Annotated in this window: 17 protein-coding genes and 1 pseudogene; 15 read left to right on the plus strand and 3 right to left on the minus strand. The window is 36.6% G+C overall.

Annotated elements, in window-relative coordinates:
• Positions 1 to 326 precede the first annotated feature (326 nt).
• Entirely contained in the window at positions 327 to 1,121 is a 795-nt protein-coding gene (locus CLV48_RS05355; protein ID WP_106566241.1) for a thymidylate synthase, read from the minus strand.
• A gap of 122 nt (positions 1,122 to 1,243) precedes the next feature.
• Between CLV48_RS05355 and CLV48_RS05360 the strand changes: the two genes are divergently transcribed.
• Positions 1,244 to 3,517, plus strand: a complete 2,274-nt coding sequence (locus CLV48_RS05360) for an efflux RND transporter permease subunit (protein WP_106566536.1) — start codon at positions 1,244 to 1,246, stop codon at positions 3,515 to 3,517.
• Here the strand turns inward: CLV48_RS05360 and CLV48_RS05365 are convergent.
• On the minus strand, positions 3,501 to 4,577 hold the full coding sequence (locus CLV48_RS05365) for an endonuclease/exonuclease/phosphatase family protein (RefSeq protein ID WP_106566242.1): 1,077 nt from the start codon (positions 4,575 to 4,577) through the stop codon (positions 3,501 to 3,503). The two genes, CLV48_RS05360 and CLV48_RS05365, sit on opposite strands and share 17 nt — an antisense overlap.
• Before the next feature lie 234 nt (positions 4,578 to 4,811).
• On the minus strand, positions 4,812 to 6,155 hold the full coding sequence (locus tag CLV48_RS05370) for a M24 family metallopeptidase (protein WP_106566243.1): 1,344 nt from the start codon (positions 6,153 to 6,155) through the stop codon (positions 4,812 to 4,814).
• Between the two features lie 128 nt (positions 6,156 to 6,283).
• Here CLV48_RS05370 and CLV48_RS05375 point away from each other — a divergent pair, with 128 nt between their 5' ends.
• From CLV48_RS05375 to wecB, 14 genes and pseudogenes are all read left to right on the plus strand, one after another.
• A complete protein-coding gene (locus tag CLV48_RS05375; RefSeq protein ID WP_106566244.1) occupies positions 6,284 to 6,859 on the plus strand; it encodes a DUF2911 domain-containing protein in 576 nt (191 codons plus the stop codon).
• Positions 6,860 to 7,634: 775 nt separating this feature from the next.
• Complete coding sequence (locus tag CLV48_RS20505; protein ID WP_106566245.1) at positions 7,635 to 7,976, plus strand: hypothetical protein; 342 nt, start codon at positions 7,635 to 7,637, stop codon at positions 7,974 to 7,976.
• 162 nt (positions 7,977 to 8,138) lie between these two features.
• Positions 8,139 to 10,565 (plus strand): penicillin acylase family protein, encoded by a 2,427-nt coding sequence (locus CLV48_RS05385; RefSeq protein ID WP_106566246.1) that lies wholly within the window; start codon positions 8,139 to 8,141, stop codon positions 10,563 to 10,565.
• 5 nt (positions 10,566 to 10,570) lie between these two features.
• A complete protein-coding gene (locus tag CLV48_RS05390; RefSeq protein WP_106566247.1) occupies positions 10,571 to 10,945 on the plus strand; it encodes a hypothetical protein in 375 nt (124 codons plus the stop codon).
• Between the two features lie 950 nt (positions 10,946 to 11,895).
• A complete protein-coding gene (locus tag CLV48_RS05395) occupies positions 11,896 to 12,408 on the plus strand; it encodes a transcriptional regulator (protein WP_106566248.1) in 513 nt (170 codons plus the stop codon).
• Between the two features lie 457 nt (positions 12,409 to 12,865).
• Positions 12,866 to 13,141, plus strand: a pseudogene (locus CLV48_RS20890) (GxxExxY protein); the annotation flags it as partial.
• A gap of 261 nt (positions 13,142 to 13,402) precedes the next feature.
• Complete coding sequence (locus CLV48_RS05405) at positions 13,403 to 16,009, plus strand: SLBB domain-containing protein (protein ID WP_106566249.1); 2,607 nt, start codon at positions 13,403 to 13,405, stop codon at positions 16,007 to 16,009.
• A 16-nt stretch (positions 16,010 to 16,025) separates the two neighbouring features.
• Entirely contained in the window at positions 16,026 to 17,126 is a 1,101-nt protein-coding gene (locus CLV48_RS05410; protein ID WP_106566250.1) for a Wzz/FepE/Etk N-terminal domain-containing protein, read from the plus strand.
• A 201-nt stretch (positions 17,127 to 17,327) separates the two neighbouring features.
• A complete protein-coding gene (locus tag CLV48_RS05415) occupies positions 17,328 to 18,872 on the plus strand; it encodes a lipopolysaccharide biosynthesis protein (RefSeq protein ID WP_146140069.1) in 1,545 nt (514 codons plus the stop codon).
• Positions 18,862 to 20,163, plus strand: a complete 1,302-nt coding sequence (locus CLV48_RS05420; RefSeq protein ID WP_106566252.1) for an O-antigen polymerase — start codon at positions 18,862 to 18,864, stop codon at positions 20,161 to 20,163. The genes CLV48_RS05415 and CLV48_RS05420 overlap by 11 nt, the downstream gene beginning before the upstream one ends.
• A 41-nt stretch (positions 20,164 to 20,204) precedes the next feature.
• Positions 20,205 to 21,494, plus strand: coding sequence for a glycosyltransferase family 2 protein (locus tag CLV48_RS05425; protein ID WP_106566253.1), 1,290 nt, complete (start codon positions 20,205 to 20,207; stop codon positions 21,492 to 21,494).
• A gap of 7 nt (positions 21,495 to 21,501) precedes the next feature.
• The gene (locus CLV48_RS05430) at positions 21,502 to 22,533 is read left to right on the plus strand and encodes a polysaccharide biosynthesis protein (RefSeq protein WP_106566254.1); all 1,032 of its coding nucleotides are present in this window, start codon (positions 21,502 to 21,504) and stop codon (positions 22,531 to 22,533) included.
• A gap of 11 nt (positions 22,534 to 22,544) precedes the next feature.
• Entirely contained in the window at positions 22,545 to 23,405 is an 861-nt protein-coding gene (locus CLV48_RS05435; RefSeq protein WP_106566255.1) for a sugar nucleotide-binding protein, read from the plus strand.
• Positions 23,402 to 24,529, plus strand: coding sequence for a non-hydrolyzing UDP-N-acetylglucosamine 2-epimerase (gene wecB, locus CLV48_RS05440; RefSeq protein ID WP_106566256.1), 1,128 nt, complete (start codon positions 23,402 to 23,404; stop codon positions 24,527 to 24,529). The genes CLV48_RS05435 and wecB overlap by 4 nt, the downstream gene beginning before the upstream one ends.
• Positions 24,530 to 24,539 lie beyond the last annotated feature (10 nt).

A 24,539-nucleotide genomic window follows, 5' to 3' on the forward strand; every position in this document is an offset into this window, starting at 1 on the left:
TAGAAAGTAATTTCCAAGCAAATAAGAAATTCAATGATTGGAAAAATCAATGGTTTGCGGTGGATTTAAAAAAGTTTGGATGGGGGTATTTGCTGTAATGATCCGCTCTTTGGGATTTGTCCGCTGTTCGGGATTTATAATCCTGAACCTGGATACCATGGATTTGAAATCCATTTGATCGCTTCTCGAAATTGCAAATTTCGAGAAGCGGGAATTTTCAATTGAAGGGCAAATAAAACAGCAGCCGGTGACGTTGTCTTACAGTTACACTAAAGGACCATTGAATATGGGGCTTTCGGTTCATTATATAACAACAAAGTATGACACTACACCGCTACCGCTGCCTTTATATGCGGATGCGGATCGTAATTCAGCAGTTCGAAATCCTCGAATTTGAACTCAAAAATATTTTTGACTTCCGGATTAATTTTAATAGTTGGAAGCGGTCTAAAATCTCTACTGAGCTGTAGCCTAGCCTGTTCCAAATGATTGCTGTACAAGTGGGCATCCCCAAAAGTATGCACAAAATCGCCTAATCCCAGATCACAAACTTGGGCTATCATCATGGTGAAAAGTGCATAGGAAGCAATATTGAACGGAACCCCCAAGAACACATCAGCACTTCTTTGGTATAATTGGCAGGAAAGTTTTCCATCAGCCACATAAAATTGAAACAAGGTATGACAAGGAGGCAAGGCCATATGGTCCACATCTGCCACATTCCAGGCGCTGACGATGTGCCTTCTGCTATCCGGCTTGGTTTTGATCTGATGGATCAGGTTTTTGATCTGATCGATTTCTCCCCCCTTACCGTCAGGCCAATGTCTCCATTGGTAGCCATATACAGGACCTAGGTCCCCATTTTCGTCTGCCCATTCATCCCAAATTGACACTTTGTTATCCTTGAGGTATTTAATATTGCTTTCTCCCTTCAAAAACCAAAGCAATTCATGAATGATTGACCTCAGGTGCAGTTTTTTGGTAGTTACCAATGGGAAACCATCTTCCAGATTGAAGCGCATCTGATAACCAAATACACTTAAAGTTCCGGTGCCTGTGCGGTCTTCCTTTTTTACTCCATTATCCAAAATGTGCTGCATCAGGTCGTGATATTGCTTCATGATTCTTGGGGTTTAATTAGGTTCAGCAAGATAGGAATTCCTTTAAAATTAGAAAATTTGAAATGGATTTTGGAACATGTTTTTTAAAACAATTTCAAAATTTTCCAGTATATTTTCTCATCATGATATTTACAAAAAAGCAAAGTTACTTTGGGCTTTTGATAGCCACCATCATTCTTTTGGTGATGGCTGTGTTTCCTCCAAAGGTATTTTTTGATTATGATTTTGAGAGATTTTTCCAACAGAATGATGCGGATTTGGCCTTTTATCAGGAATTCCGACAGAAGTTTGAGAATGACAATGATTACTTGTTGATAGCCGTAGGACATAAAGATGTTTTTGATACGGTTTTTTTAAATGAATTCCAATCCTTGAAGGCCCAATTGGGGCAATTGGAGAAAATTGAGCGGGTTTATTCTCTTTTGGATGTAGAGGATGTGATTGTTAGTCCATTTGGTATCCAAAGAAAGAAGTTGTTGGATTGGTCAGATGAAGGGAGATTGGCGCATTCAAAAAAGAAAATTTTGGGATCGGAAAGATGGAAAGGAAATCTGATCAGTGCCGATGGGGATTTTCTGCTTTTGATAGTTCACAACCAACAGCAAATTTCCAAAGAATCAGGAGACGCGCTTTATGGTGAGATAATAGAATTGCTTCATGGTTATGGCTTTGAGAGGGTGTATTCTGCGGGGAAAATCAAAGCTCAAGGTGAGTTTGTAAGCTTGATGAAGGAAGAGTTTTCTCTTTTCCTTGGAATTTCTTTTATGTTGATCGTATTGATTCTTTTTCTGATTTTCAGGTCATGGTGGACAGTCTTGGCAGCCATACTCGTAATTGCCATAGCATTAATCTGGGCTTTGGCCTTGGGACTGTATTTTGGGAAAGCATTGGATGTGATGTCCGTGATGCAGCCCACCATTTTGTCCATCATTGCTTTGGCTGCCTTAGTACATTATTTCAACCACTATCTCAATTACCTTAGGCATGGATATTCTAAGGAGGAAGCCATTCAGAAGTCATTTTCGGAAATCACCCTTGCAGTTTTTTTGACTTGCCTTACGACTTCATTGGGTTTTATGTCGCTTTATTTTACCTCGGTCCCTTCCTTAAAGTTTTTCGGGCTTTTTACAGGATTGGGCGTTTTGATTGTCTTTTTAGTTATTATTTTGATCACTCCTGGTGTGCTGTATTTTATTCCTTCCATTGAAATGGTTCAGAAAGCAAATCATGCAGCCTTTTGGAGAAGAAGTATGAGGATTACGTTTTTGGGGGTCATTAAAAGTCAAAAGTTGGTCATATGGATTTTCACGGTTATGTCCTTATTGGCATTTTGGGCAATGACCGATATAAAAGTAAATGGTTTTATTTTGGACAACCTACCCAGGGATCATGAATTGATCCGGGAATTTAGTTTTTTTGACAGGGAATTTGGGGGTTCAAAGCCTTTGGAATTTTTTGTAGAAAAAGGGACTCAGGCCAAGAGTCTGTTGGAGTGGGAAGTGTTAAAAGAACTTGATAAGGTGGAGGAATTTATCCAATCCAATTTTAGCTCAGGTCCGATTTTTTCACCCTTGGCAGTGGTGAAAAATTTGAATCAGGCCATGAATTCAGGGAACGAAAAGGCCTATGTTTTTCCAAGTCCTGGCCAATGGAAAAGGATGGAACCGTATTTAGATAATGCATTTAATGATCTACCTGTATTTATATTATCCCATGACAGACAATCGGGCAGGCTTTCAACCCGAATGGAAGATATAGGAAGTCTCCAATCCAGGCAAATAAAAAACCGTATGGATCAATTCCTTTCAAGCGAAATTGACCCTGGTTTATTAAAAGTAAGTATTACAGGTACTTCCCATCTCATCGATATTTCCCATGAAAGTGTAAGTCAACAAATGTTGAAAGGCCTAATAGTAGCCTTCTTTATTGTGGCTATTATTGCTGGCGTTTTATTCCGTTCCTGGAGGATTGCTATTATAGTACTTATACCGAATGTGATCCCTTTGTTATGGATGTGCGGATTGATGTGGATTTTAGGGGTTGAACTGAAATTGACTACAGCCATTTTATTTACTGTAGCTTTCGGTATTGCCGTGGATGACAGTGTACATTTTATGTCAAAATTGAAAATTGAATTAAATAAAGGAAGGAAATGGCTTTATGCCTTAAAGCGGACTTTCATTGATACAGGCAAAGCCATTATCCTAACTACATTGATACTTTCATCAGGATTTGCTGTGTTAATTTTAAGTCAATTTGGTGTGACTTATTATTCAGGACTTTTGATCAGTACTGCTTTGATATTTGCATTATTGGCAGATTTGCTATTATTGCCGGTTTTGTTAATTCAAGTAGGAAAAATATGGGAAATAAAAAACATCAATCCTCACTGTTGATTTCCTGAGGTTTCATTAAAGGTTTTACCCAAGTAAATACAGCGGAAATGGGGTAATGATCAGAATAATCTACCTCTTTGTGGGTTTTAAATTGTTGGATAATCAGTGGTTCATCGTAAAAAATATTGTCAATTCTTAAGAAAAAAAGCACTTTGTTGTAGGTGAAGCCAAAACCACTTCCAGCTTCTTCAAAGGCATTTTTCATATTTTTCCGAAGGTTGAAATAGGTATAGCTATAAGGCATGTCATTAAAGTCTCCCACCAAGATATTCACATAAGGACTATTACGCATATGTTCTTCCAGAATCCCTAGTTGGGATGCCCTGGTCACTTGCCCTCTTTTTAATTTTCTGAGTGTTTGTCGGTAATTTTCTTTTATTCCATCCAGGTTATTGAGATTTTCAGATTCTATGCTCATTGACTCCAAATGGGCATTGTAGATTCGTATGGTATCTTTGTCGACCTTGATATCTGCGAATATGACGCCATTATTGCGCTGTGTATCAAAGACTTTTCCTTCATTGATTATGGGGTACCGGCTGAAAATGGCCATGCCGTAGGATCTTGACCGTGGTTTGCCCTCGATGATCTGATAGCTATATTCATAGCCCAATTCGTTGCCTAAAAGTTTTGTGGTGTTTCTGGAAGGGGTTGTAGGGTCCTGATAAAACTCCTGAAAACATTTGATGTCTGAGGGATTTTCCTGAAGCCATTTGATAACGTTTTTATTGTTTTCCCGCCAATCCCCGTTTTTGTCGTAGGCAAATAAGGCCACATTGTAGCTTAGAACAGATAATCCTTCCTGGTCGTCTGCTTTTTTGGGAAACTGATAGGTTATTCCAATAAATTTCCAACCTATAATAATGGCCAATAATGGGACTATCGCCAATTTGCGTCTTGCCAAAAGAAGCAGGATGAAGAAAAGCCCGTTGATCAACAATAACAACGGAATGGTAAGAGTAATCAGCCCGACATAGGGAAAAAATTCAGGGGATATATAGACACTATAAAACAGTGCCAAAGAGACCAAAAATAGGAGAACTGTAATGAACCTGATCATGAAACACCTTTGAGAATTCGAAAGTATTGTTTAAACAAGCTGAATGCAAGTTTTTGAATTAAACCGATCAAAATAAACCGAAAATTTTCTTCATTTCCCAAGAGCACTGACCTAGGTAATAGAGACAGAAAACCTGCCAGGTTTTTTAAAATACGACCCAATTTCAATTTTTTTAAATGAATTTGGTGTAGAAACCTGGCAGGTGTTTTCTTAAAGAAAATTTGCGTTTTTGAATTATTTGATCAATATCAATTCTTCCTGTGGTGCGATCAGGTATCTCGCTCCATCTGTGGTCACCACAGCAGTCTCTTCGACGGACATGGTCTTAGTGCCACCATTAGGCAATTTCCAGGCATGAAATCCGTCAAAAGCAAAGAGCATTCCTTCTTTCAAAGGTTTTACCGCTGTTGGTCTCACGCTTGGATCAGGCAGTAATCCTCCTCCAAGACTTGGCCCAATATCGTGCGCCACATAACCTACAGGATGCCCGGTACTCCACATTACAGGTTCGGAACCTCTTTCAGCCATCCAGTCTCTTTGGGCTTTATCCACTTGGTAACCCAATACTCCGGGCTTCATGGCAGCCAAAGCAATCCTATTACCACCAATAGAAGATTCAAAATAATATTGTACAGAGTCTGGTGCTTGTGTTTCCCCTTCTCTAAGAACATAAGCAAATCTTTGGATATCAGACACCCACATGTCCCAAACCCGGATTCCAAAATCAATCTGAATAACATCTCCAGGCATGATTACCTTGTCGGTTGCATGCGAATGACCTCTGTCCACTCCCGAGTTCACATTAGGGTTCTGATCAGGATGCCAGGCATCAGCCACTCCATATTCCTCCATCTTGCTCTTCAAAAATTTAGCGATGTCTGCATCAGTACTTACTCCAGGCCTGACCTGTGCATAGGCTTCATATTGCCATTGAGAGGTCAGTTCAGCGGCTTTGGTCATGATCTCTACTTCTGCCGGTAACTTGACGGACAGCCATTCATAAATCAGTTCGTCTGCAGAAACCAACCTGCTCGCTTGTGGTCCTAAAGCCCTTTCCAGTTCAAGTTTCTGGGTATAACTAAGTCCATCTGCCAGTGCGTTGTCATTTGAGAAATTGACTGCGATTTTATTAAAATTCCTTCCCAAAATAAGCATAGAAGCATCACCAATTGCCGAACGGCCCCTTTCTACTGGGACCACCTCATCATGGATTTTAAGATCCGCCAAGGCGGTGGCTTCACCAATCGGGGAAAATGCCAGGGATCTTACCTGATCATTATCCAGGTAAAAAAGAAAAAGAGCAGTTCCTCCGGCATTTTCACCACCGATATGGTGTGCGATAGGATCGTTGTTGTTCTCCCTGCAAATGATGATCCATGCATCGACTCCCGCAGCCTTCATGGCATCAGGAAGGAGTTTTTGGATCCTTTCTTTTCTAATTTCCGGCCAAGGGCTTGGTCCTGAAAAAGGGTTTTCAAAAGTTTCTTTGACTTCCTTTCCCTGTTGACAAGAAAACAGGAGCAGGATCAAGAAGCAACTTAAAATACCTGATTTTAATAAGGTGAAAATAGTTTTCATGGGTTGTTGGTATATCTGATATATGATTAACTAGGATGAAAAGTAAGCAAATAGGTTGTATTAAAAAAAGCGAAATTTTAGGAATATTGGGAAATTGTCTATCTTCGAATTTGTTAAAAGACCAAACTATGAAAAAAACAAACATTTTGATGTTGGCGGCAATCATTGCCGGTACCATGTTTTTCTTTGGCTGTGGAGGGGGTAAAAAAGCTGAAACTGCTGAACCAGCATCTGCTGAGATGGAAGAAATTCCTGCCCGAGATCAAAGAGCAAGTCCACTTCGCTCATTGGAAGGGAAGATCGGAGACACAAATGTTTTAATACAATATGGAGCTCCTTCCGTAAAAGGAAGGGTGATTTGGGGAGACCTTGTCCCTTACAATGAAGTTTGGAGGACAGGTGCCAACGAATCCACTTATGTTGATTTTGACTCTGATGTCACCGTGGAAGGTAAGCAGTTGAAAGCAGGAAGATATTCCCTTTTTACCATCCCCAGATCATCTGGAAAATGGACAGTTATTTTCAATTCCGAATGGAATTTGGAACATGGTCATTTTCAGTACAAGCAGGAGAATGATGTGCTGAGGGTGGAATCTTCTCCGCAATGGGTGGGAGAAAGCCAAGAGCAACTCAGCATTGCCCTTGAAAGTCCAGGAATTGTGGTAAGATGGGAGAAATTGGTTCTGCCAATTGTGATAGAGTAATTCACTTGGAACTTTAAAAAAAGAGGCTGTCCGTTTACACGAACAGCCTTTTTTGTTTAAAAAATTAACCTCTCCTTTTCTATTTTTTCTTTTAAATATGACAGATTGGTCACAAAGTGCAAAAAATAATTCTTTCATTGGCTAATTTAGGAAGAGTTGAATAATCAGTAAAATTCTAATCGGATAAGTGAGAATTATTACAGTAATGGTAATATTTGGGTTGGTTTGTTTTTAAAATGTCAAGAATGACTTGTTTTAATGTCAAAGTACCAATGATTGGATTCTAGAAACCGTCAGCCTGAGAATTTAACATGTAGGGACATAGAAAGAAAGTATAATGACAATATTACGTGTCATGCTGAGATTTTAAAATTTTGGCATTTTCAGAAATGCAATGACAGCCCGTACCGTCATCCTGAATCCGAGGAACAGCCTGTCCCGCAGTATTGCGGGAAGGATGAAGGATCTCCTAATATTTTGGGAGACTCTTCGCTTTGCTCAGAGTGACGGTTCCGGTATTCTGCCAATGTTAACACAGTGAAGCAGCTCCTCAATTGTCATTTGTACGTAGGAAGGGTCTGCTAAAAAAAAATGTCCATGAATTTCGCAGATTTCCACTAAAAGATGGTTTTAGTTAAAATAAAGCAAGGAAGAAATTAGAAACGGTAATTTTATCGAATTAAAGCTAGCCCTTAATGTTACGTTGCGTCTGGGAAATTTAGGTGGGGTTTTAAATTCGCTTTAATCTTTTTTCTACAACCTCAGGGATGATAATATGCCAGATGATGGGAAAAACAGGGCTCTCCTTCGTGCAATTTGTGAAAATTCGTGGACAAGAAAAATGGTCCACGCCCACCTGCTCCGGGCAAGAATTACATGGATTTCCACGAAAAGATTTCTTTTGGTAAAACAAAGTAAGAAAGAAATCAGCGGAGGTGATTTATACGAATTAAAGCTTGCGCCTGATGTTACATTCGGTGATGGTCATATTAAGACGAAGTCTTTGATTCGTGTTAATTTTTTCTACAACTTCGGGGATAATAATATGGCAGATGATGGGAAAAGCACGGCCCTCCCTCGTGTAATTGATGTAATTCGTGGACAAAAAAATAAATAGGTCACTTCCGCCTAGTTTCCAATCATCAGAATAATTAAACCTACTAATGATTAACAGTCAAATAAAACAGTTCGGTTTATTGGAATTTTTAGAACCTATAATATGTGAATTTTAACTATTTACCTCTAAATTGACGGCACCTATTTCCACTTCGAATCACCTATGAGATACATTGCTTTCTTTTTCAGTCTGATCATTACGGTCGGTTTGGCAGTTGTGCTTTCCCTTCAAATGGGGACAGTACCACCATTGGGTCTTTTGTTGGACCCCAATCATGGTTTTTGGCAGAATGCATACAGTGAAGATGTGACCGCTAAAGAAAACATCAAGCTAAAAAACCTCAAGGAACAGGTTCGGGTGGTTTACGATGAGCATCTGATCCCCCATGTTTTTGCCCAGAATGAAGAAGATCTTTACCGGGTCCAGGGTTATGTCACCGCCCAACACAGGTTGTGGCAGATGGAATTTCAGACCATGGCCGCAGCCGGAAGGGTATCGGAGATTGTAGGTCCGATAGCTATAGAGTTGGATAGGATGACCAGGAGAAAAGGTCTGGCCTATAGTGCAGAGCAGGCAGTGCAGCATATTAGAAACAATGATCCGGAAATTTACAGATTGATAGAAGCTTATGCGGATGGCGTTAATCAATACATCGATGGATTATCGAGAGCTAGGCTTCCTTTGGAGTATAAGATCCTGGCCTATCAGCCTGAGCATTGGTCTGTATACAAATCCCTGCTATTGCTCAAGTATATGGCAGATATGTTGGTTGGAGATAAGGATCTGGAATATACTAATATGAGGCAAATGATCGGAGAAAGCTTATTGGACAAGCTTTTCCCATTGTTTCCAGAGGAAAATGATCCAGTAATTGAAGCTGAAAGGGTATGGGATTTTGAGCCCATACCAGTAAAAAAGCCGGAGGGTATAGATTATCCAAATATCAAAATATTGGTTAAAACCCTTCCTCAGCCAGAACCAGGTGTAGGATCCAATAACTGGGCTGTGGCACCTGCAAAAACCAAAAATGGAGCGGCCATTTTGGCGAATGATCCCCATTTGAGTCTCAACTTACCCTCCTTATGGTATGCCATGCAGCTTTCCACCCCTCGGCATACTGTAAAGGGGGCGACCCTTCCAGGGGCTTTGGGAATCATTTCAGGTTTCAATGAAAATATCGCCTGGGGTGTCACCAATGCGACCCGTGATACCAGAGATTGGTACTCCATACAATTCAAGGATGAAAGCCGCACCGAATACCTTTACAATGACAGGTGGATTCAGAGCACATTAAGGATAGAAGAAATCAAAGTCAAGGGAAATCCTTCTTTTATAGACACGGTGGTCTATACCCATCATGGACCTGTAGTATTTGACAAGACCTTTAGAGGGGAGCGTCAGGATATCAATTTTGCCTTGAAATGGACAGCTCATTTGGAATCGAATGAACAGAAAACCTTCCTTTTGTTGAATAAAGGGGAAAACCATGAAGATTATCTTTCTGCACTCAATTATTTTACTTCACCAGCACAGAATTTCGTCTTTGCTTCCCGTACAGGAGATATTGCCATGAAGGTGCAGGGTAGATTTCCGCTGAAGTGGGAGGGACAAGGGAAGTTTTTGATGGATGGGAATAACCCGGCTTTTGAGTGGCAAGGTTATATTCCCTTTGAGCAGAATCCTTCCACATTCAATCCTGAGAGAGGCTTTGTTTCTTCTGCTAATCAGCACAGTACGGCATCCTCTTATCCCTACTACATGTTTGACGATAGTTTTGAGCATTACCGCAACCGCAGATTGAATAATGTTTTGAGGGAATCTGAAAATATTACCATAGAGGATATGAAGCGATTGCAGTTTGATCAATATCATCTGCATGCTTCAGAGGCATTGCCTATCATGATGCATTTGCTGGAGAAAAGCGGTGGAGAAGAAACTTTTGGGGAAGAAGGCAATAAATATATTGAGCAATTGATACAGTGGAATTACAACACTTTTCCCAATCAGGTAGAGCCTGCTTTGTTCCAGACATGGTGGAAGCATTTGTATAAATTGATATGGGCCAAATGGGAAAATGATTCACTTCCTGTCGTGCTTCCCAATAAGTATCAAACAGTAAAACTCTTGCTCAATGAGCCTGAAAGTGAACTGTTTGACATACCAGATTCCCAGAAAACTGAAGCGGCTATGGACTTGGTCAGACAAAGTTTCGAGGAAATGGTCAAAGAAATCAAGGAATGGGAAGAAAATAAAGGAAGCTATGACTGGGCAGCCTTTAAGGGGACGAGGATCATGCATTTAGTGCCTAATTTTGAATCTTTCAGCAGGAGAAATATTTATACAGGGGGTTATAGTGGTATTTTAAATGCAACAGGGGAGAGGCACGGAGCTAGTTGGAGGTACGTAGTGGAAATGGGAGATAAGATCACTGCATTTGGGATTTATCCAGGTGGGCAGTCCGGTAATCCGGGAAGTAAGTATTATGATAATTTCATCAAGATCTGGGCGAATGGTGATTATATCAATTTTAACCTGAGAAAAGCCACAGATAACCAGGAAGTTTTATTTGAAACCATATTCACAAACTAAGTATTATGCAAAAGTTTTTGATTTTATTCTTACTCACCGCTTTGGCAGTCTTCTTTTTGGGAGGTTTTCTGCCTTATTGGGGGCTGATGTTGGCCGTGGCCTTTATAGCCTTTTTTGTAGGGGCTGGAGCAGGTTCTTCCTTTTTAGCCAGTGGTTTTTCCTTTGGAATAGTGTGGTTTTCTATGGTGATCAGGATCTTGGCAGTGACTAGTTCGGCCTTGCCGCAACAGATGGCTGATTTGATGGGTTTGAAAAATGATAACTTGTTATGGTTTGCCACCGCTTTACTTGGATTTATGATTGGAGGCTTTTCCGGGATGACCGGCTCCCTGTTCAAAAAGCTTTTTGAAAAAAAATATGAGGGTGTGTATAGGAGGTAATAAGGAAGGGAATAGTGAGATTTCGAAAGTGGGATTTCAGGGAAGGACAATAAGGGAAAAGGTGGATTTGGCTCAGTGAGTTTGGGTTTCGGGTTTTGTTGACGAGCAGGATTTTTTGAACCACTAATTACGCGAATTTCACTAATTAACTAGCTTTTAAATTTGTCAGGGATCTTTGTTCTTATCTGTCATCAAAACAGCATGGGTAATGAAATTAGGCGCGGAGCTTGCAGGACCGAGCGTTAAGAAAAGATCTTGTAGATCTTTTTAGTGAGGGGCCAGGATGAAGGGCGGGATGGAACGCTGATGACGCAGATTTGGCTGATAGTCGCAGATAAAAAATTTCGCTTATTGAAGGAACCACAGATGAATGAGGATGAACGCCGATAAAAGCTGCGCTTTTTGGCCACACAAAGATTAAGATTTGGAAAATGAACGAAACCAGCCCAGTATGGGCTGAACCATCAATAGCCCTGGCTCTACGGAGGTGGTTTTTCGGGGGTAAAGACCTAGGGTGTTAGGTGAATATCAGGTCTACCTAGTCGGCGCATTGATCTGCTGAAAAAATGAATTGTCCCACTCCGACGATAAGGGACAAAATAAGAAAAGGGAAAAGGAGAAAGGGAAAAAGTGGGATTTCGAAAGTAGGATTTAGAAAATGGTGGAACTATGATGATCGAAGAAATCATGATAAAAAAATACCCTGTTTAGGGTATTTACAAGCATATCTCCGCATGATAAATTTGTAATGGGTGATTCAAACATTTTTTTCTTAGCTTTTATCATAAAAATGTGGGGAGATTCTTTCGCTTATTGTTTTTATCCCCACTTTTTTTTAATTATTAAGAGGCACTGTGGAACAAGTCAAATCTTGAAAAAAAATCAAAAAAATACTTGGTTAATCATATTCATGCGAGTACTTTTGTTGCTCAGTTAGCAAGGTTTTTTTCATGCTGGATTATTTAATTACATCCAAGACCAGACTCAGACTTTTGATCAAGTTTTTTAGTAACCCTAAAAATCAGGGGCACCTGCGTGGATTGGCTGAAGAATTTGGTGAGTCAACCAATTCCATCAGGAAGGAGCTGAATCACCTGTCAGAGGCAGGTTTGTTGTTGAAAATAGCCGATAACAACAAGATTGATTACAAAGCCAATACCGATCATCCATTATTCTCCAATTTGCATGACCTGATCCAAAAATATTTGGGATTCGATAAATTATTGGCAACAGTTTTGGAGAGAATGGGAGATGTGAATGAAGTGGCTTTGGTTGGTGATTATGCCAAAGGGCTCCATACAGGAAAACTCAAAGTTCAGATTTCTGGAGAAAAAGTGAATGGGGAATACCTTGAAAGGCTTTCTGAGCGCATCAAAGAATTGATTGACAAAGAGGTGGAGTTTCAGGTGACTGAGAAGATTACCCATCCTGACGCTTTGTTTTTGTATCAAAAGTCCAATTGATTCCGTCAGGAGGAAATTGAGGTTTCTTTTTTTATCCAATCCCGCTAGGCACATGAATATGTGACTGAGAGGGCGAAGCTGTAACCACGAATGTCTAAACCACGAATTTCGCGAATTACACAAATTTTTCTGAAACACAGCTGTTTAATGTCCTTGATGTCTTTATGATATTCAGTCGGCAGGGGTAAGAAAATTGGGCGCAGGGCTTACGAATTTACGCGAATTTAGATCCAGCCTCTAACTATTAATTATCAAAAGCAAATCACTTAGTAAAACTTGTCCAAAGAGGTGAATGGTACAAAAATTTATCTTGATTCTAGCTTGTTGCTTCTTGACTCTAAAAAAAAATGTTGTAATGATTATTAAAAAGGAGACTTATGAAATTGTGGGTGCAGCGATCAATGCGCATAAAGAACTTGGGGGAGGTTTCTTGAAAAGTGTATAACAGGAAGCTTTAGGAATTGAATTAGCTGATCAAAAAATTCCTTTTGAGAAGGAAGTTAAATTGGCAATAATTTTCAAAGGTAATACCTTGAAAAAATTCTTTATCGCTGATTTTGTATGTCATGGTGAAATAATAGTTGAACTTAAATGTTGTTCTATGATTCTGGATGAGCATTATGCCCAAGTAATCAATTATCTCAAGACCACCAAAAAACCATTAGGGCTACTTTTGAATTTCGGTACATTATCTTTAGAATTTAAAAGAGTAATTCTTGAAAATAAAAAGTGAAATGTTCAATTTATTGAATTGTGAGCTTTGCGAGCCAGAATTAAAAAAATATTAGTGTGATTAGCGTAATTCACGATTAAAATAGAATCTAGAGTCGAGAAACGAGAGATTAGAAAAATTTCCCCTAACTATTTAGAAGCAGGATCATTTCGCGTCAATCGCGAGCATTGCTAGCAATAATTCAAAAAAAATTAGTGTAATTCGCGTAATTCGCGGTTAAAATAACCTTTTAGAATTTCGCAGTTAAATTCCCTTTTCTTCATGAAAAAACTCCTAGTAGTATTAATTCTTTTTACCTCAAATTTGGTGGTTCAAGCTCAATCGCTGTCAGACATTCAAAACGTCAAAGTCGATAATTTGTCCGACGCGCAGATAGAGCAGCTGATCAAGAGGGCGGAGGCCTCGGGGATGACCGAGCAGCAATTGGAAGCTATGGCCATAGAAAGGGGTATGCCTATGAGTGAGGTGGCCAAACTTAGACAAAGAATCAATGCTTTGAGAAGTGGTGGAGGACAGTCCAGAGGACAGGAAAGGACTGCTTCAAGAGGAAATGCTTTAAGGACCATTGAAGGCCAAATGGAGGAAGATGATCCATTTGATTCCTTAAAGAAATCAGATCCTTATTTTGATTTGACCCCCACCCAAAAGAAAATTTTTGGTTATAAACTATTTCATAATAAAAAGGTAAATTTCAACCCAAGCCTTAACATTCCTACGCCACCCAACTACAGTCTTGGTGCAGGAGATCAGATTCTAATTGATGTTTATGGCGCTTCCCAGCAATCCTATGATCTTATGGTGAGTCCTGAAGGGAAAATTCTGATTCCAAATGTAGGTTCGGTTCAAGTAGGTGGTGCTACGGTTTCCGCGGCTACTGCCAGGATTAAAACAGCTCTTACCCAAATTTACTCAGGATTGGCAGGAAGCAATCCCAACACATTTGTAGAAATCAGATTGGGAAATATCAAAACTGTAAATGTTGCTTTGGTAGGCGAATTGAATAGGCCTGGAACCTACACTTTGCCATCTTTTGCTTCTCCGATTAACGCCTTGTTTGCTGCCGGTGGTCCAAATGAAAATGGTTCATTTAGGCATATACAGATTTATAGAGACAATAAGTTATTGGAGGAAGTTGATATTTATGGATTTATTTCCAAAGGAGAACTTAGTAGTAGCCTAACTTTGAGAGATAATGACGTGATAATCGTCCCACCAGTTAGGAATAGAGTAGAAGTCATAGGACCGGTAAGAAGAGAAGGGCTTTTTGAAATAAAGCCTGGAGAAACGATGGTAGAGCTGCTTCAATTCGCAGGAGGTTTTGGAAGTGATGCTTATAGAGAGCGCATTACTGTTTCCAGAAAGACAGGCAGGGAGATGAAAGTGGAGGATGTGGACCAGAATAATTTTAGTTCATTTTATCCTCAAGATGGCGATTTAATGCGTGTAGGAATGATCCAAAACAGATATGAGAACAGAGTTCAAATTTCTGGTGCGGTTCAAAGACCAGGTACTTTTGCTCTTACACCTGGTATGGGCATCAAGGATCTTATCCAAAGGGCAGACGGCTTAAGAGAAGATGCATTTTTAAACCGCGCTACTCTCTATAGAACAAAAGCTGATTTTTCAATGGAAATAGTCGGGGTAGATGTTCCATTGGTAGTGAATGGAACTGTACAGGATATTCAATTAAGAAGGGAAGATGTGCTTCATATTCCCAGTGTGTATGATTTGAAGGAGGAGTTTTATGTGAAAATTTCAGGAGAAGTCAATAGGCCTGGAACTTTCCCTTTTGGAGAGAAGATGACAGTTGCTGACTTGGTTTTAAAGGCGGGTGGTTTTAAAGAATCAGCAACCGCATCCAAGGTTGAAATAGCAAGAAGGGTTAAAAATGATGTTTCAGGAAAATTGGCTGAAATTATTATAGTAGATATCGATAAGGACCTAAAAATCAGTGGTCAGAATGCTAAAGAATTGCTCCAACCATTTGATCATGTGATGGTCAGGAGGAGTCCAGGTTTCCAAAGGGCACAACTAGTTAGTGTGGAAGGCGAAGCGATGTATCCTGGTGAGTTTGCAATTGCCCATGCCAATGAAAGGATTTCAGATTTGTTAAATAGGGCAGGTGGACTAACCCCTTATGCCTACCCTAAGGGGGCAACATTGATCAGGAAGAATGAGTTTTTTGAAAGCCCTAGTGATGATCTGATCAAAATAGAAAGTTTGGAGAATCTTCGGAAAATTTTCCAAAAAGACAGTTTGGATTGGACTGAGTCTGAAAAGATTCTTATGAAAGGCATTGATAGGAAATTACTGGAAAAAGAACTAGAAGAGAGAAAGGAAGAGGACAGGAAAAGAAGGCTTTCGGACGACTTGAGGAGGGAATCTTTAATGTCTTTGGCTGAATCTGAAGGGAATATTAAAGCTTTAAATATAAAGGAAGTAGAATTGATTGGAATAGATTTACAAGGAATTTTAAAAAATCCTTATGGACCATTGGATTTGATATTGAAGGAAGGTGATGTTTTAAGTATTCCAAAGGAATTGCAGACTGTAAGGATGAGGGGAGAGGTTTTGTTCCCAACGACTGCAAGATTTGACCAAAACAAAGGTTTTCGCTCTTATATTTCAAAATCCGGCGGCTTCACTGATAAGGCCAGAAAAAGTAGGGCCTATGTGGTATATGCCAACGGTGACGTAAAAAGAACCAATAAACTAATTTTCTTTAATCTTTATCCGGAAATTGAGCCTGGAGCAGAGGTTATTGTGCCGAGGAAACCTGAAAGAAGTGGTTTGACTGCTCAAGCTTGGATTGGAATTAGTACGAGTATAGCTACATTAGCAATACTTGTTAATCAGTTGATTCAGTAATTTTAAATAAGAAAATATGTCTGATCGCCAGATGAATTCTTTTGAAGATGAAATAGACCTATTAGCTTTATCTAAGACTGTTTGGAATAGGAAAAAAACAGTGTTAGGTATGGCTTTAGTATTTGTATTAATAGGTTTAGTTATTTCTTTGATTAGTCCAGTTGAATACACTGCCTCTTCTGTTTTTATTCCACAGACAAGTGACTCTGTTAAACCAGGAGGTTCATTAGGTGGGCTAGCTTCCCTGGCCGGAATAAATTTGGGAGCTTTGGGTGGTAGTGCGGAAATCCCACCTTCACTTTACCCAAAAATAGTTTCTTCAGTTCCTTTTAGGAAAGCTTTATTAAATGCAAAAATTCATGTGAATGGTTTTAAAGAACCTGTATCCTACAAAGAATTTTATGATCAAATCTACAAGCCAAGTTTACTTGAAATTCTTAAGAAGTACACTGTCGAATTACCTGCCTTAATTCTTGAATTTCTTAGAGGTACGCCAGAAGAAAAAAATATTTCTTCTGACAATTCTCTAATTTTAGTAAGTGAGGATGAAAATAAACATTTTAAAAGATTGGATTCGCAGCTCACTGTAACTCCTAATGAAAAAGAGGGCTTTGTATCATTATCATTTGTCATGCCTGATCCTATTATGTCGGCGGAAATGGCAAAATTTGCAGAGGAGTTGCTACAAAAAGAGGTTATAAATTTTAAGATCCTAAATGCAAAAGAACAATTGAATTTCACTCAAGTGCGTTTTGAAGAAAAAAAAATGGAATTTGAGAAAATTCAAAAAGAACTGGCAATATTTAGAGATAGAAATCAAAATCTTTCATCTGCTTCAGTATCAAATCGTCTCCAAAGTTTAGAAGCGGAATTTAATTTTTCATTAAGTGTTTACAATGAGCTTGCCAAACAATTAGAGCAAGCTAAGCTTCAAGTTGCGAAGGACACTCCTGTCTTATCCATAATTCAACCTGTAACTGTTCCAATCAAAAAGTCTTCGCCTAACAGGCCTTTGATAATATTTATTTTTGGTCTTTTGGGTATTATTTTTAGTGTGGGAATTATAATTGGACATGAATTAATTCAGGATTTGAAAGTGCGGTGGAATAAGGTTTAATTAGGGAAAACTTATTAAATTAAGGTTTAAATTTTTCAAATGCTTATTTTTTTACTTTAAAGTATTATTGAGGTAATTTATTTTTGCTGAAGATACTAATCCTGATATTCTATATTTTTATTTTATTCATTTCATTTCTAAGTTTTTTGATTCAGTAGTTTTACTCCTTTAATAAAAAGGACTAGTATTTTCAAAGAAATATTGAGTTCATCTCAGAGAAATAAACGTATTGCAAAAAACTCCCTCTTCCTTTACATAAGGATGGTGGTTGTTTTAATAGCTAACTTATATACGGTTCGTCTTGTTTTTAAAACCCTTGGCGTAATTGATTACGGAATTTTTGATGTAATAACAGGGATTACTACAATATTAATTACAGTTACTGGTGTTCTTTCCACTGCCACTCAAAGGTTTTATTCTATTTCTTTTGGCGAAAAAAATTTAGAAAAAATCTCCTTAGTTTTTTCAACGAGTTTGAAAATTTACTTTGGATTATCAATGATTATAATTTTGTTTGGCCAAACAATTGGAGTATGGTTTATTAATTCAAAATTAAATATGCCTATTGAAAGACTACCTGCTGTTCATATGGTCTTTCAGTTTTCATTATTTTCTTCATTTTTTATGTTAATGCAGGTGCCATATTTTTCAGCAGTAATTGCTAAGGAAGATTTAGATGTTTTTTCATTTATTAGTTTATTAGAAGTTTTGCTAAAAGTACTTTCCATAAGCATAATTTCAAAAGCTGAAGGAGATAAACTGATTTTTTATGGAATTGCGCTATTTATTATTTCAATTTTAGTGTTTTTATGCTATTTTATATTTGCCTACTTAAAATATCCTTTTCTCAGATTCAAGTCGAAAACAGATAAAGTTTTATTAAATGAGCTTGTTTCATTTTCTAGTTGGTCTTTGTTCGGTTCTCTTGCCTCTGTTAGTATTAATCAATTCATTACAATATTAATGAATATTTCTTTTGGCCCAAGTGTAAATGCTACTAGAGCCATTTCACTCCAGGTTTATGGTGTGTTGGGTTCCTTGACATCAAGTATTTTTCTAGCATTAAGACCTCAAATGATCCAATCCTATTCTGAAAAGTCCTTCAATTATTTAAACAGTTTGTTTAACTTTAGCAATAAAGCTATTTACTATGGTTTGCTCATAATATGTATTCCTTTATTTATAGAAATGGAATCCATATTAGTTTTTTGGTTAAGTAATAATGATCCTCAAACCATATTATTTTGTCGTTTGATACTTGTTTATGGTTTGATAATGGCATTAAATAATCCGATTTCAATTATTATTCAAGCTACGGGCCATGTCAAAGTTTATCATCTTATTGTAGAATTTTTTACACTATTATGTGGACCTATTTCATTGATTTTATTTAAGGCAGGATTCTCTCCTTCCTCATCGTACTATGTGATAATTTTAATGTCTATTTTTGCACATGTAGCAAGGGTTATTTTGTTAAGAAAGTTTTACAATGAATTTGATTTTCCCTATTACATAAAATCATTCTTAGTTCCAGCATTTGCAGTAACATTTATTGCATTTTTTACAGGATTTTTATTTTCAAAGATTGATACAGGTTTTTATATTAGAATACCAGTTGGTTTACTTATTTCTTTAATTATTATTAGTGTTTTAGTGTATTTCTTCGGTCTTTCAGGATCTGAAAAGCTTGAGGTTAAAAAGATTTATGAAAACATTAAACTAAGATTGATCAAAAATGGCAGATAATAATGTCATAAGTAATATTTGGCTTATTTTTTTTGTTTTAATATGGTTTCTCACATTCGCTGTATACCAAATAAGGAAAAAGTCTATAGATGCAGGAAGTATTATATTATTATCTTATTTTTTCTATGCAATCGTTTCTCTTTTACTTTTCAATAATCCATACTATCAGTTTAATCCGATAGAATTATTTCCCTTTGTCTATTTGTATTTGCTTTTAATGTTAGCTTTTTCACCGGTATTGAAGTTTGATGCAAAAAAAATTAGGTATATTCAAAAACCTCCTGATTTGTATTTAAATACGCTTATTTATATTTTGATAATTTTCTCTGTGATTCAATTGCCTTCGATTTTTTCGGATTTTTCAAAAAGCATCATTCGTCTCTTGTTTGTTTCTTCAGGTGGTCAAGATTTGTATAATGAGGCTATGGCCGAAAGTAAATCGCTTGGGGATGGTAATATTTCTAATTTACCTTCTATAATTACAAATGCTTATGGAAATGTTGGTATATTATTGTTTTTCTATTATCTGACACTTAAGGATAGAAAATTTATAGTGACATTGGGTTTATTTTTATCTTTCATGGTAAATATACTTAACAATATTTCTTTAGGGCAAAGGGGGCCATTGGTTGAAATATTAATGTCAATTTTTGTTTCATATTTTGCATTTAAAGAATTTATTCAACCAAATCTGGTTAGATTAATTAAATTTTCCGGTTTTGTATTTTTGGTTGTCTCTTTAGTTCCAATTTTAATTTTAACTACAAGTAGATTTGGCGATAGTCGAGCAGGATCTAATTCTTCTGTTTATTTTTATTTAGGACAACAAAATCTGTATTTCAATAACCATGGTTTAGATAATGGAGGGATCAGGTATGGGGATCGGACATTTCCGTTTTTTAAAAAATTGCTAGGTTTTGAAAATGTTCCTGATAATTTTTGGGAAAGGAGAGATAAGTATCCGGAACTAAAAATAAATGATGAAGTTTTTATTGGTTTTGTAGGCGATTTTACTCTTGATTTTGGGCCATTTTTAGTCCCTTTTATGTTTTTGCTATTTTTCGTTTTTATCCTTTATGCTACCAAAACAAAAAATGGTGTGCTATATTTTCATCAACTAATCTTAATCCACTTTGTTATTAGCCTTTGTATGTTAGGGGGAATAAAGTTATACCCTTTTTCAGATTTGGGTGGGAACCTTCAACTTATAGTGTATTTCTTTCTGTATGTTTTTTTTAGGTTGGATCATGAATTTAGATTCAAGCAAAAGGTTTTAAATATTCAAGATTAATAAAATTTGCTTTTAAAATAAGTAAGTAAATAAAAGTTGAAATGAAGCCGGATTCTTCCTTACCCTTGTTTACCGTAATTATTCCGCAAAAAGATAGGGCGGAATATTTGAAACACACACTTAGAACCTGTATGGTTCAAGATTACCCAAATTTTGAGATAATTGTTTCTGATGATTGCAGCAATGATGATTCAGTTGAATTAGTAGAAAAGCTTATCAAACAGGATTCCAGAATTACATTATACGCTCATAAGAACCATTTGGGGATGAGAGAGAATTTTGAATTTGCATTAAGCAAAGTCAAGCCGGGATATGTAATGGCTTTGGGAGGGGATGATGCATTAGTACCAGGTTGTATTTGGAGAATGTTTGAAATATTATCTGGAACAAACAGAAAATTATTAACTTGGATACCCGCTGGGTTTACTTACCCCGATCATGATAATGGAAAGAATATTTTTTATATCAAAAGAAGTAAAAATAAAGACATTCAATTTATTAGATCAAATGACTTTTTAAATAAACTATCAAAAACTTTTCAATATCAAATAGATGAATGTCCTATGCTGTTTATGAAGGCAGTTGTTTCAACTGACTTAATAGAAATTGTTAAATCGCGAACTCCAGATAATAGTTTTTATTACTGTGCCACTCCTGATGGGTTTTCTGGAGTGGTTTTAGCTGGTGAAGTTGAAGATTATGCTTTTACGAATGAGCCACTTTCCATTGGTGGGTCTACTGTGAAGTCTCAAGGAAGAAATTACCAAAGATCAGATGAAAGATCAAGGAAAGAATCAGAACAATTTTTCAAGGATAATAATCAAAAATTGATGCATGCTGAATTGGCTTCTCAACCATATTCACCATTAGTTACTTTAATGACTGCTGATTATTTATTGACAGCGCGGGATCTTCCTGGATGGCCAGGTAAATTCGAAGCTATTTCATTTGAAAATTTAATTCGTGCATCTTTTAATTTAATTCAAATTGGTTCTTTTGAAAATAAAGTTCTTGTAAGGGAATTGAGGATACTTAGAGAAATTGCTAAATATCATGGTCTAGAAGATTTATTCAATTCCTTATTGAAATCGACATTGAAGAAAGTTAAACCTAAAGATGAGATTTATGGATTTTTATTAACGAATTCAATCAGATTTGAAGGTTCTGAATTAGGTATTAATAATATTTATGATGCTTCTTTAGTGACCAATTTTGTGTTTAAATTTTATAGCAGTTTATCTGGAAGATTCTTGATTAACTGGATAAAAAATTCCTCTAAATTAATATTGGCTAATTTAAGCCAAAAAAAAGAAAAGTTACCTGAAATCTAATTATTTTATGAATTTATTTAGTAATAAAACATTATTAATTACCGGAGGTACTGGATCATTTGGAAACGCTGTATTAAATAGGTTTCTTGGTACTGATATTGGAGAAATACGGATATTTTCCCGTGATGAAAAAAAGCAAGATGATATGCGGCATGATCTTCAAATCAAGATGCCGAACTTTGTCGAAAAAGTAAAATTTTATATTGGGGATGTAAGGGATATTTCAAGTGTTAATAATGCAATGCATGATGTAAACTTTGTTTTTCATGCAGCAGCATTAAAACAAGTTCCTTCATGTGAATTTTTTCCAATTGAAGCGGTCAAAACAAACATTATTGGAACTGAAAATGTTTTAACAGCAGCAATAAACGCAGGTGTCCAATCAGTTATATGTTTATCTACAGATAAAGCCGCCTATCCCGTAAATGCAATGGGGACTTCAAAAGCAATGATGGAAAAAGTCATCGTTGCAAAATCAAGGACAATTAATCCTGAAAAAACAAAAATTTGCTGCACAAGGTATGGGAATGTAGTTGGCTCAAGGGGTTCAGTTGTTCCTTTATGGATTGATCAAATAAAAAAAGGTTTGCCAATTACCATAACTGAACCTTCAATGACAAGATTTATAATGTCTCTCGATGAGGCTATAGATTTGGTTCTGTTTGCTTTTGAATTTGGATCTTCTGGAGATATTTTGGTACAAAAAGCACCAGCTTGTACAATAAAAACATTAGCTGAGGCTGTTACTGAATTATTTGGAGGAGATAAAAGAAATGTGAAGACTATTGGAATTCGGCATGGAGAAAAAATGTATGAAACACTTTTGACCAATGAAGAATGTGCCAATACAATAGATCTAGGAAATTTTTATAGGGTTCCAAGCGACAAAAGAGATTTGAATTATTCTAAATACTTTTCTGATGGGGATTTAGAAAGAAATCTGCTGACAGAGTTTAACAGTAATAACACAAGACTTTTGAACCTTGAGGAAGTTAAAGATAAGTTACTAGAAATCAAGTCAATAAGGGATTTAATGTAAAATAAATTTCTATGAAATTTTTGATACTCGGTTCTAATGGTATGGCAGGCCATACCATAGGGTTATATTTAGAAGAAAACGGCCATGAAGTTTTAGGTTTTGGTAAAAAGAAATCAGTTTGTTTCAAATCTATTGAAGGCAATGCATTCGATACTAAATTGTTGAATGAGTTGATCACTTATGGTAAGTTTGATGCGATAGTCAATTGTATCGGTATCTTAAATGAAACTGCTGAAAAATTTAAGGCCGAAGCTGTTTTTCTTAATTCATACCTTCCTCATTTTTTAGCAAATTTAACTGAAGGGTTAAATACCCAAGTTATACATATGAGTACAGATTGTGTTTTTTCTGGACAAAAAGGAGAATATGAAGAACACGATTTTCCAGATGGTACGACTTTTTACGATCGTTCAAAAGCCTTAGGAGAATTGGATGATAAAAAAAATATAACATTGAGGAATTCTATAATAGGGCCGGATCTTAATCCAGGGGGCATAGGGCTCCTAAATTGGTTTATGCAGCAAACAGGTGAAATTAAAGGGTTTACTAAATCCATCTGGACAGGTCAAACGACTTTGCAATTAGCAAAAACAATTGAATATGTCTCCAAAGAAAAAGCTTTTGGATTATTTAATGCTGTACCAGAGCAATCAATAAGTAAATTCGACTTGCTAAATTTATTCAATGTATACCTTAGAAAAGATTCTTTAAAAATTGTTCCAGTTGAAGGAATTATAGCCAATAAATCTCTAAAAAGAACAAAATTTAAAGAAATTTTAATTCCCGATTATGAAACTATGATTTATGAATTGTCAATTTGGATTAAGAAATATAATTATTTGTACCCGCATTATAATTCTTTAAAATTATGAAGAAGCTAAAAGTAATGACCATTGTTGGTACAAGACCAGAAATTATAAAATTATCTGCGATAATAAAGAAATGCGATGTTTATTTTGAGCATATTTTGGTTCATACAGGTCAGAATTTTGATTATTCATTAAACCAGGTTTTTTTCCAAGAACTTAATATCAGGGAACCAGATTACTATTTAGGTGTAGTTGGAAATGATCTTGGACAGACAATGGGTAATGTAATTTCAAAGTCTTATGAATTAATGGCTAAAGTTATGCCTGATGCTGTTTTAGTGTTAGGAGACACCAATTCCTGTTTAAGTGTTATATCATCAAAAAGGCTTAAAATACCTACATTTCACATGGAGGCAGGGAATCGCTGTAAAGATGAAAATCTTCCGGAAGAGGTTATTAGAAGGATTGTTGATGTAACAAGTGATGTAAATCTTTGTTATTCAGAAAATGCTCTTAAGTACATTCTGTCTAGTGGTGTTAGACCTGAAAATACCTTCGTGGTTGGTTCACCTATGGCAGAGGTTTTAAGTGCTTTTCAAAATGAAATTGAATCAAGTAATATTTTACAAGATCTCGGTCTCCAAAAGAATAAATATATTTTACTTTCCGCTCATCGTGAAGAAAATATTGATATTGAAGATAATTTTTTTTCATTGATGAATGCTATTAATGAAGTGGCAGACTTTTATGGACTTCCAATAATTTATAGTTGTCATCCAAGATCCAGAAAAAATATAGAATTAAGAAATTTTAAATTTCATTCCAATGTATTCATTTCCAATCCTTTTGGTTTTTTTGATTATATAAAGCTTCAAAAAAATGCTTTTTGTATTATTTCAGATAGTGGTACTTTACCAGAAGAAAGTGCTTATTATAACCTTCCGGCTGTTTCACTTAGGACTTCCACTGAAAGGCCAGAGGCTCTAGAAAAAGGAGTTTTTACAATTGGCTCAATTTCTTCAGAAAATATCATCCAGGCGATTGATTTGGCTGTAAAAATGCATGAAAACGAATATTATGCAATAGATGTACCAGCTTATTTAGATAAAAATGTTTCTATTAAAGTAGTAAAGATAATCCAAAGTTACACTCAAATTATTAATAGGATGGTGTGGAGGAAGGGTTGATGTTTTTTAA

Source organism: Cecembia rubra, assembly GCF_003014575.1.
Lineage (GTDB): Bacteria > Bacteroidota > Bacteroidia > Cytophagales > Cyclobacteriaceae > Cecembia_A > Cecembia_A rubra.

Excerpts from the sequence above, each read along its gene's own strand:
- CLV48_RS05355 (WP_106566241.1), bottom strand. The coding sequence starts at position 1,121 with ATGAAGCAATATCACGACCTGATGCAGCACATTTTGGATAATGGAGTA.
- CLV48_RS05360 (WP_106566536.1), top strand. The coding sequence starts at position 1,244 with ATGATATTTACAAAAAAGCAAAGTTACTTTGGGCTTTTGATAGCCACC.
- CLV48_RS05365 (WP_106566242.1), bottom strand. The coding sequence starts at position 4,577 with ATGATCAGGTTCATTACAGTTCTCCTATTTTTGGTCTCTTTGGCACTG.
- CLV48_RS05370 (WP_106566243.1), bottom strand. The coding sequence starts at position 6,155 with ATGAAAACTATTTTCACCTTATTAAAATCAGGTATTTTAAGTTGCTTC.
- CLV48_RS05375 (WP_106566244.1), top strand. The coding sequence starts at position 6,284 with ATGAAAAAAACAAACATTTTGATGTTGGCGGCAATCATTGCCGGTACC.
- CLV48_RS20505 (WP_106566245.1), top strand. The coding sequence starts at position 7,635 with ATGCCAGATGATGGGAAAAACAGGGCTCTCCTTCGTGCAATTTGTGAA.
- CLV48_RS05385 (WP_106566246.1), top strand. The coding sequence starts at position 8,139 with ATGAGATACATTGCTTTCTTTTTCAGTCTGATCATTACGGTCGGTTTG.
- CLV48_RS05390 (WP_106566247.1), top strand. The coding sequence starts at position 10,571 with ATGCAAAAGTTTTTGATTTTATTCTTACTCACCGCTTTGGCAGTCTTC.
- CLV48_RS05395 (WP_106566248.1), top strand. The coding sequence starts at position 11,896 with ATGCTGGATTATTTAATTACATCCAAGACCAGACTCAGACTTTTGATC.
- CLV48_RS05405 (WP_106566249.1), top strand. The coding sequence starts at position 13,403 with ATGAAAAAACTCCTAGTAGTATTAATTCTTTTTACCTCAAATTTGGTG.
- CLV48_RS05410 (WP_106566250.1), top strand. The coding sequence starts at position 16,026 with ATGTCTGATCGCCAGATGAATTCTTTTGAAGATGAAATAGACCTATTA.
- CLV48_RS05420 (WP_106566252.1), top strand. The coding sequence starts at position 18,862 with ATGGCAGATAATAATGTCATAAGTAATATTTGGCTTATTTTTTTTGTT.
- CLV48_RS05425 (WP_106566253.1), top strand. The coding sequence starts at position 20,205 with ATGAAGCCGGATTCTTCCTTACCCTTGTTTACCGTAATTATTCCGCAA.
- CLV48_RS05430 (WP_106566254.1), top strand. The coding sequence starts at position 21,502 with ATGAATTTATTTAGTAATAAAACATTATTAATTACCGGAGGTACTGGA.
- CLV48_RS05435 (WP_106566255.1), top strand. The coding sequence starts at position 22,545 with ATGAAATTTTTGATACTCGGTTCTAATGGTATGGCAGGCCATACCATA.
- wecB (WP_106566256.1), top strand. The coding sequence starts at position 23,402 with ATGAAGAAGCTAAAAGTAATGACCATTGTTGGTACAAGACCAGAAATT.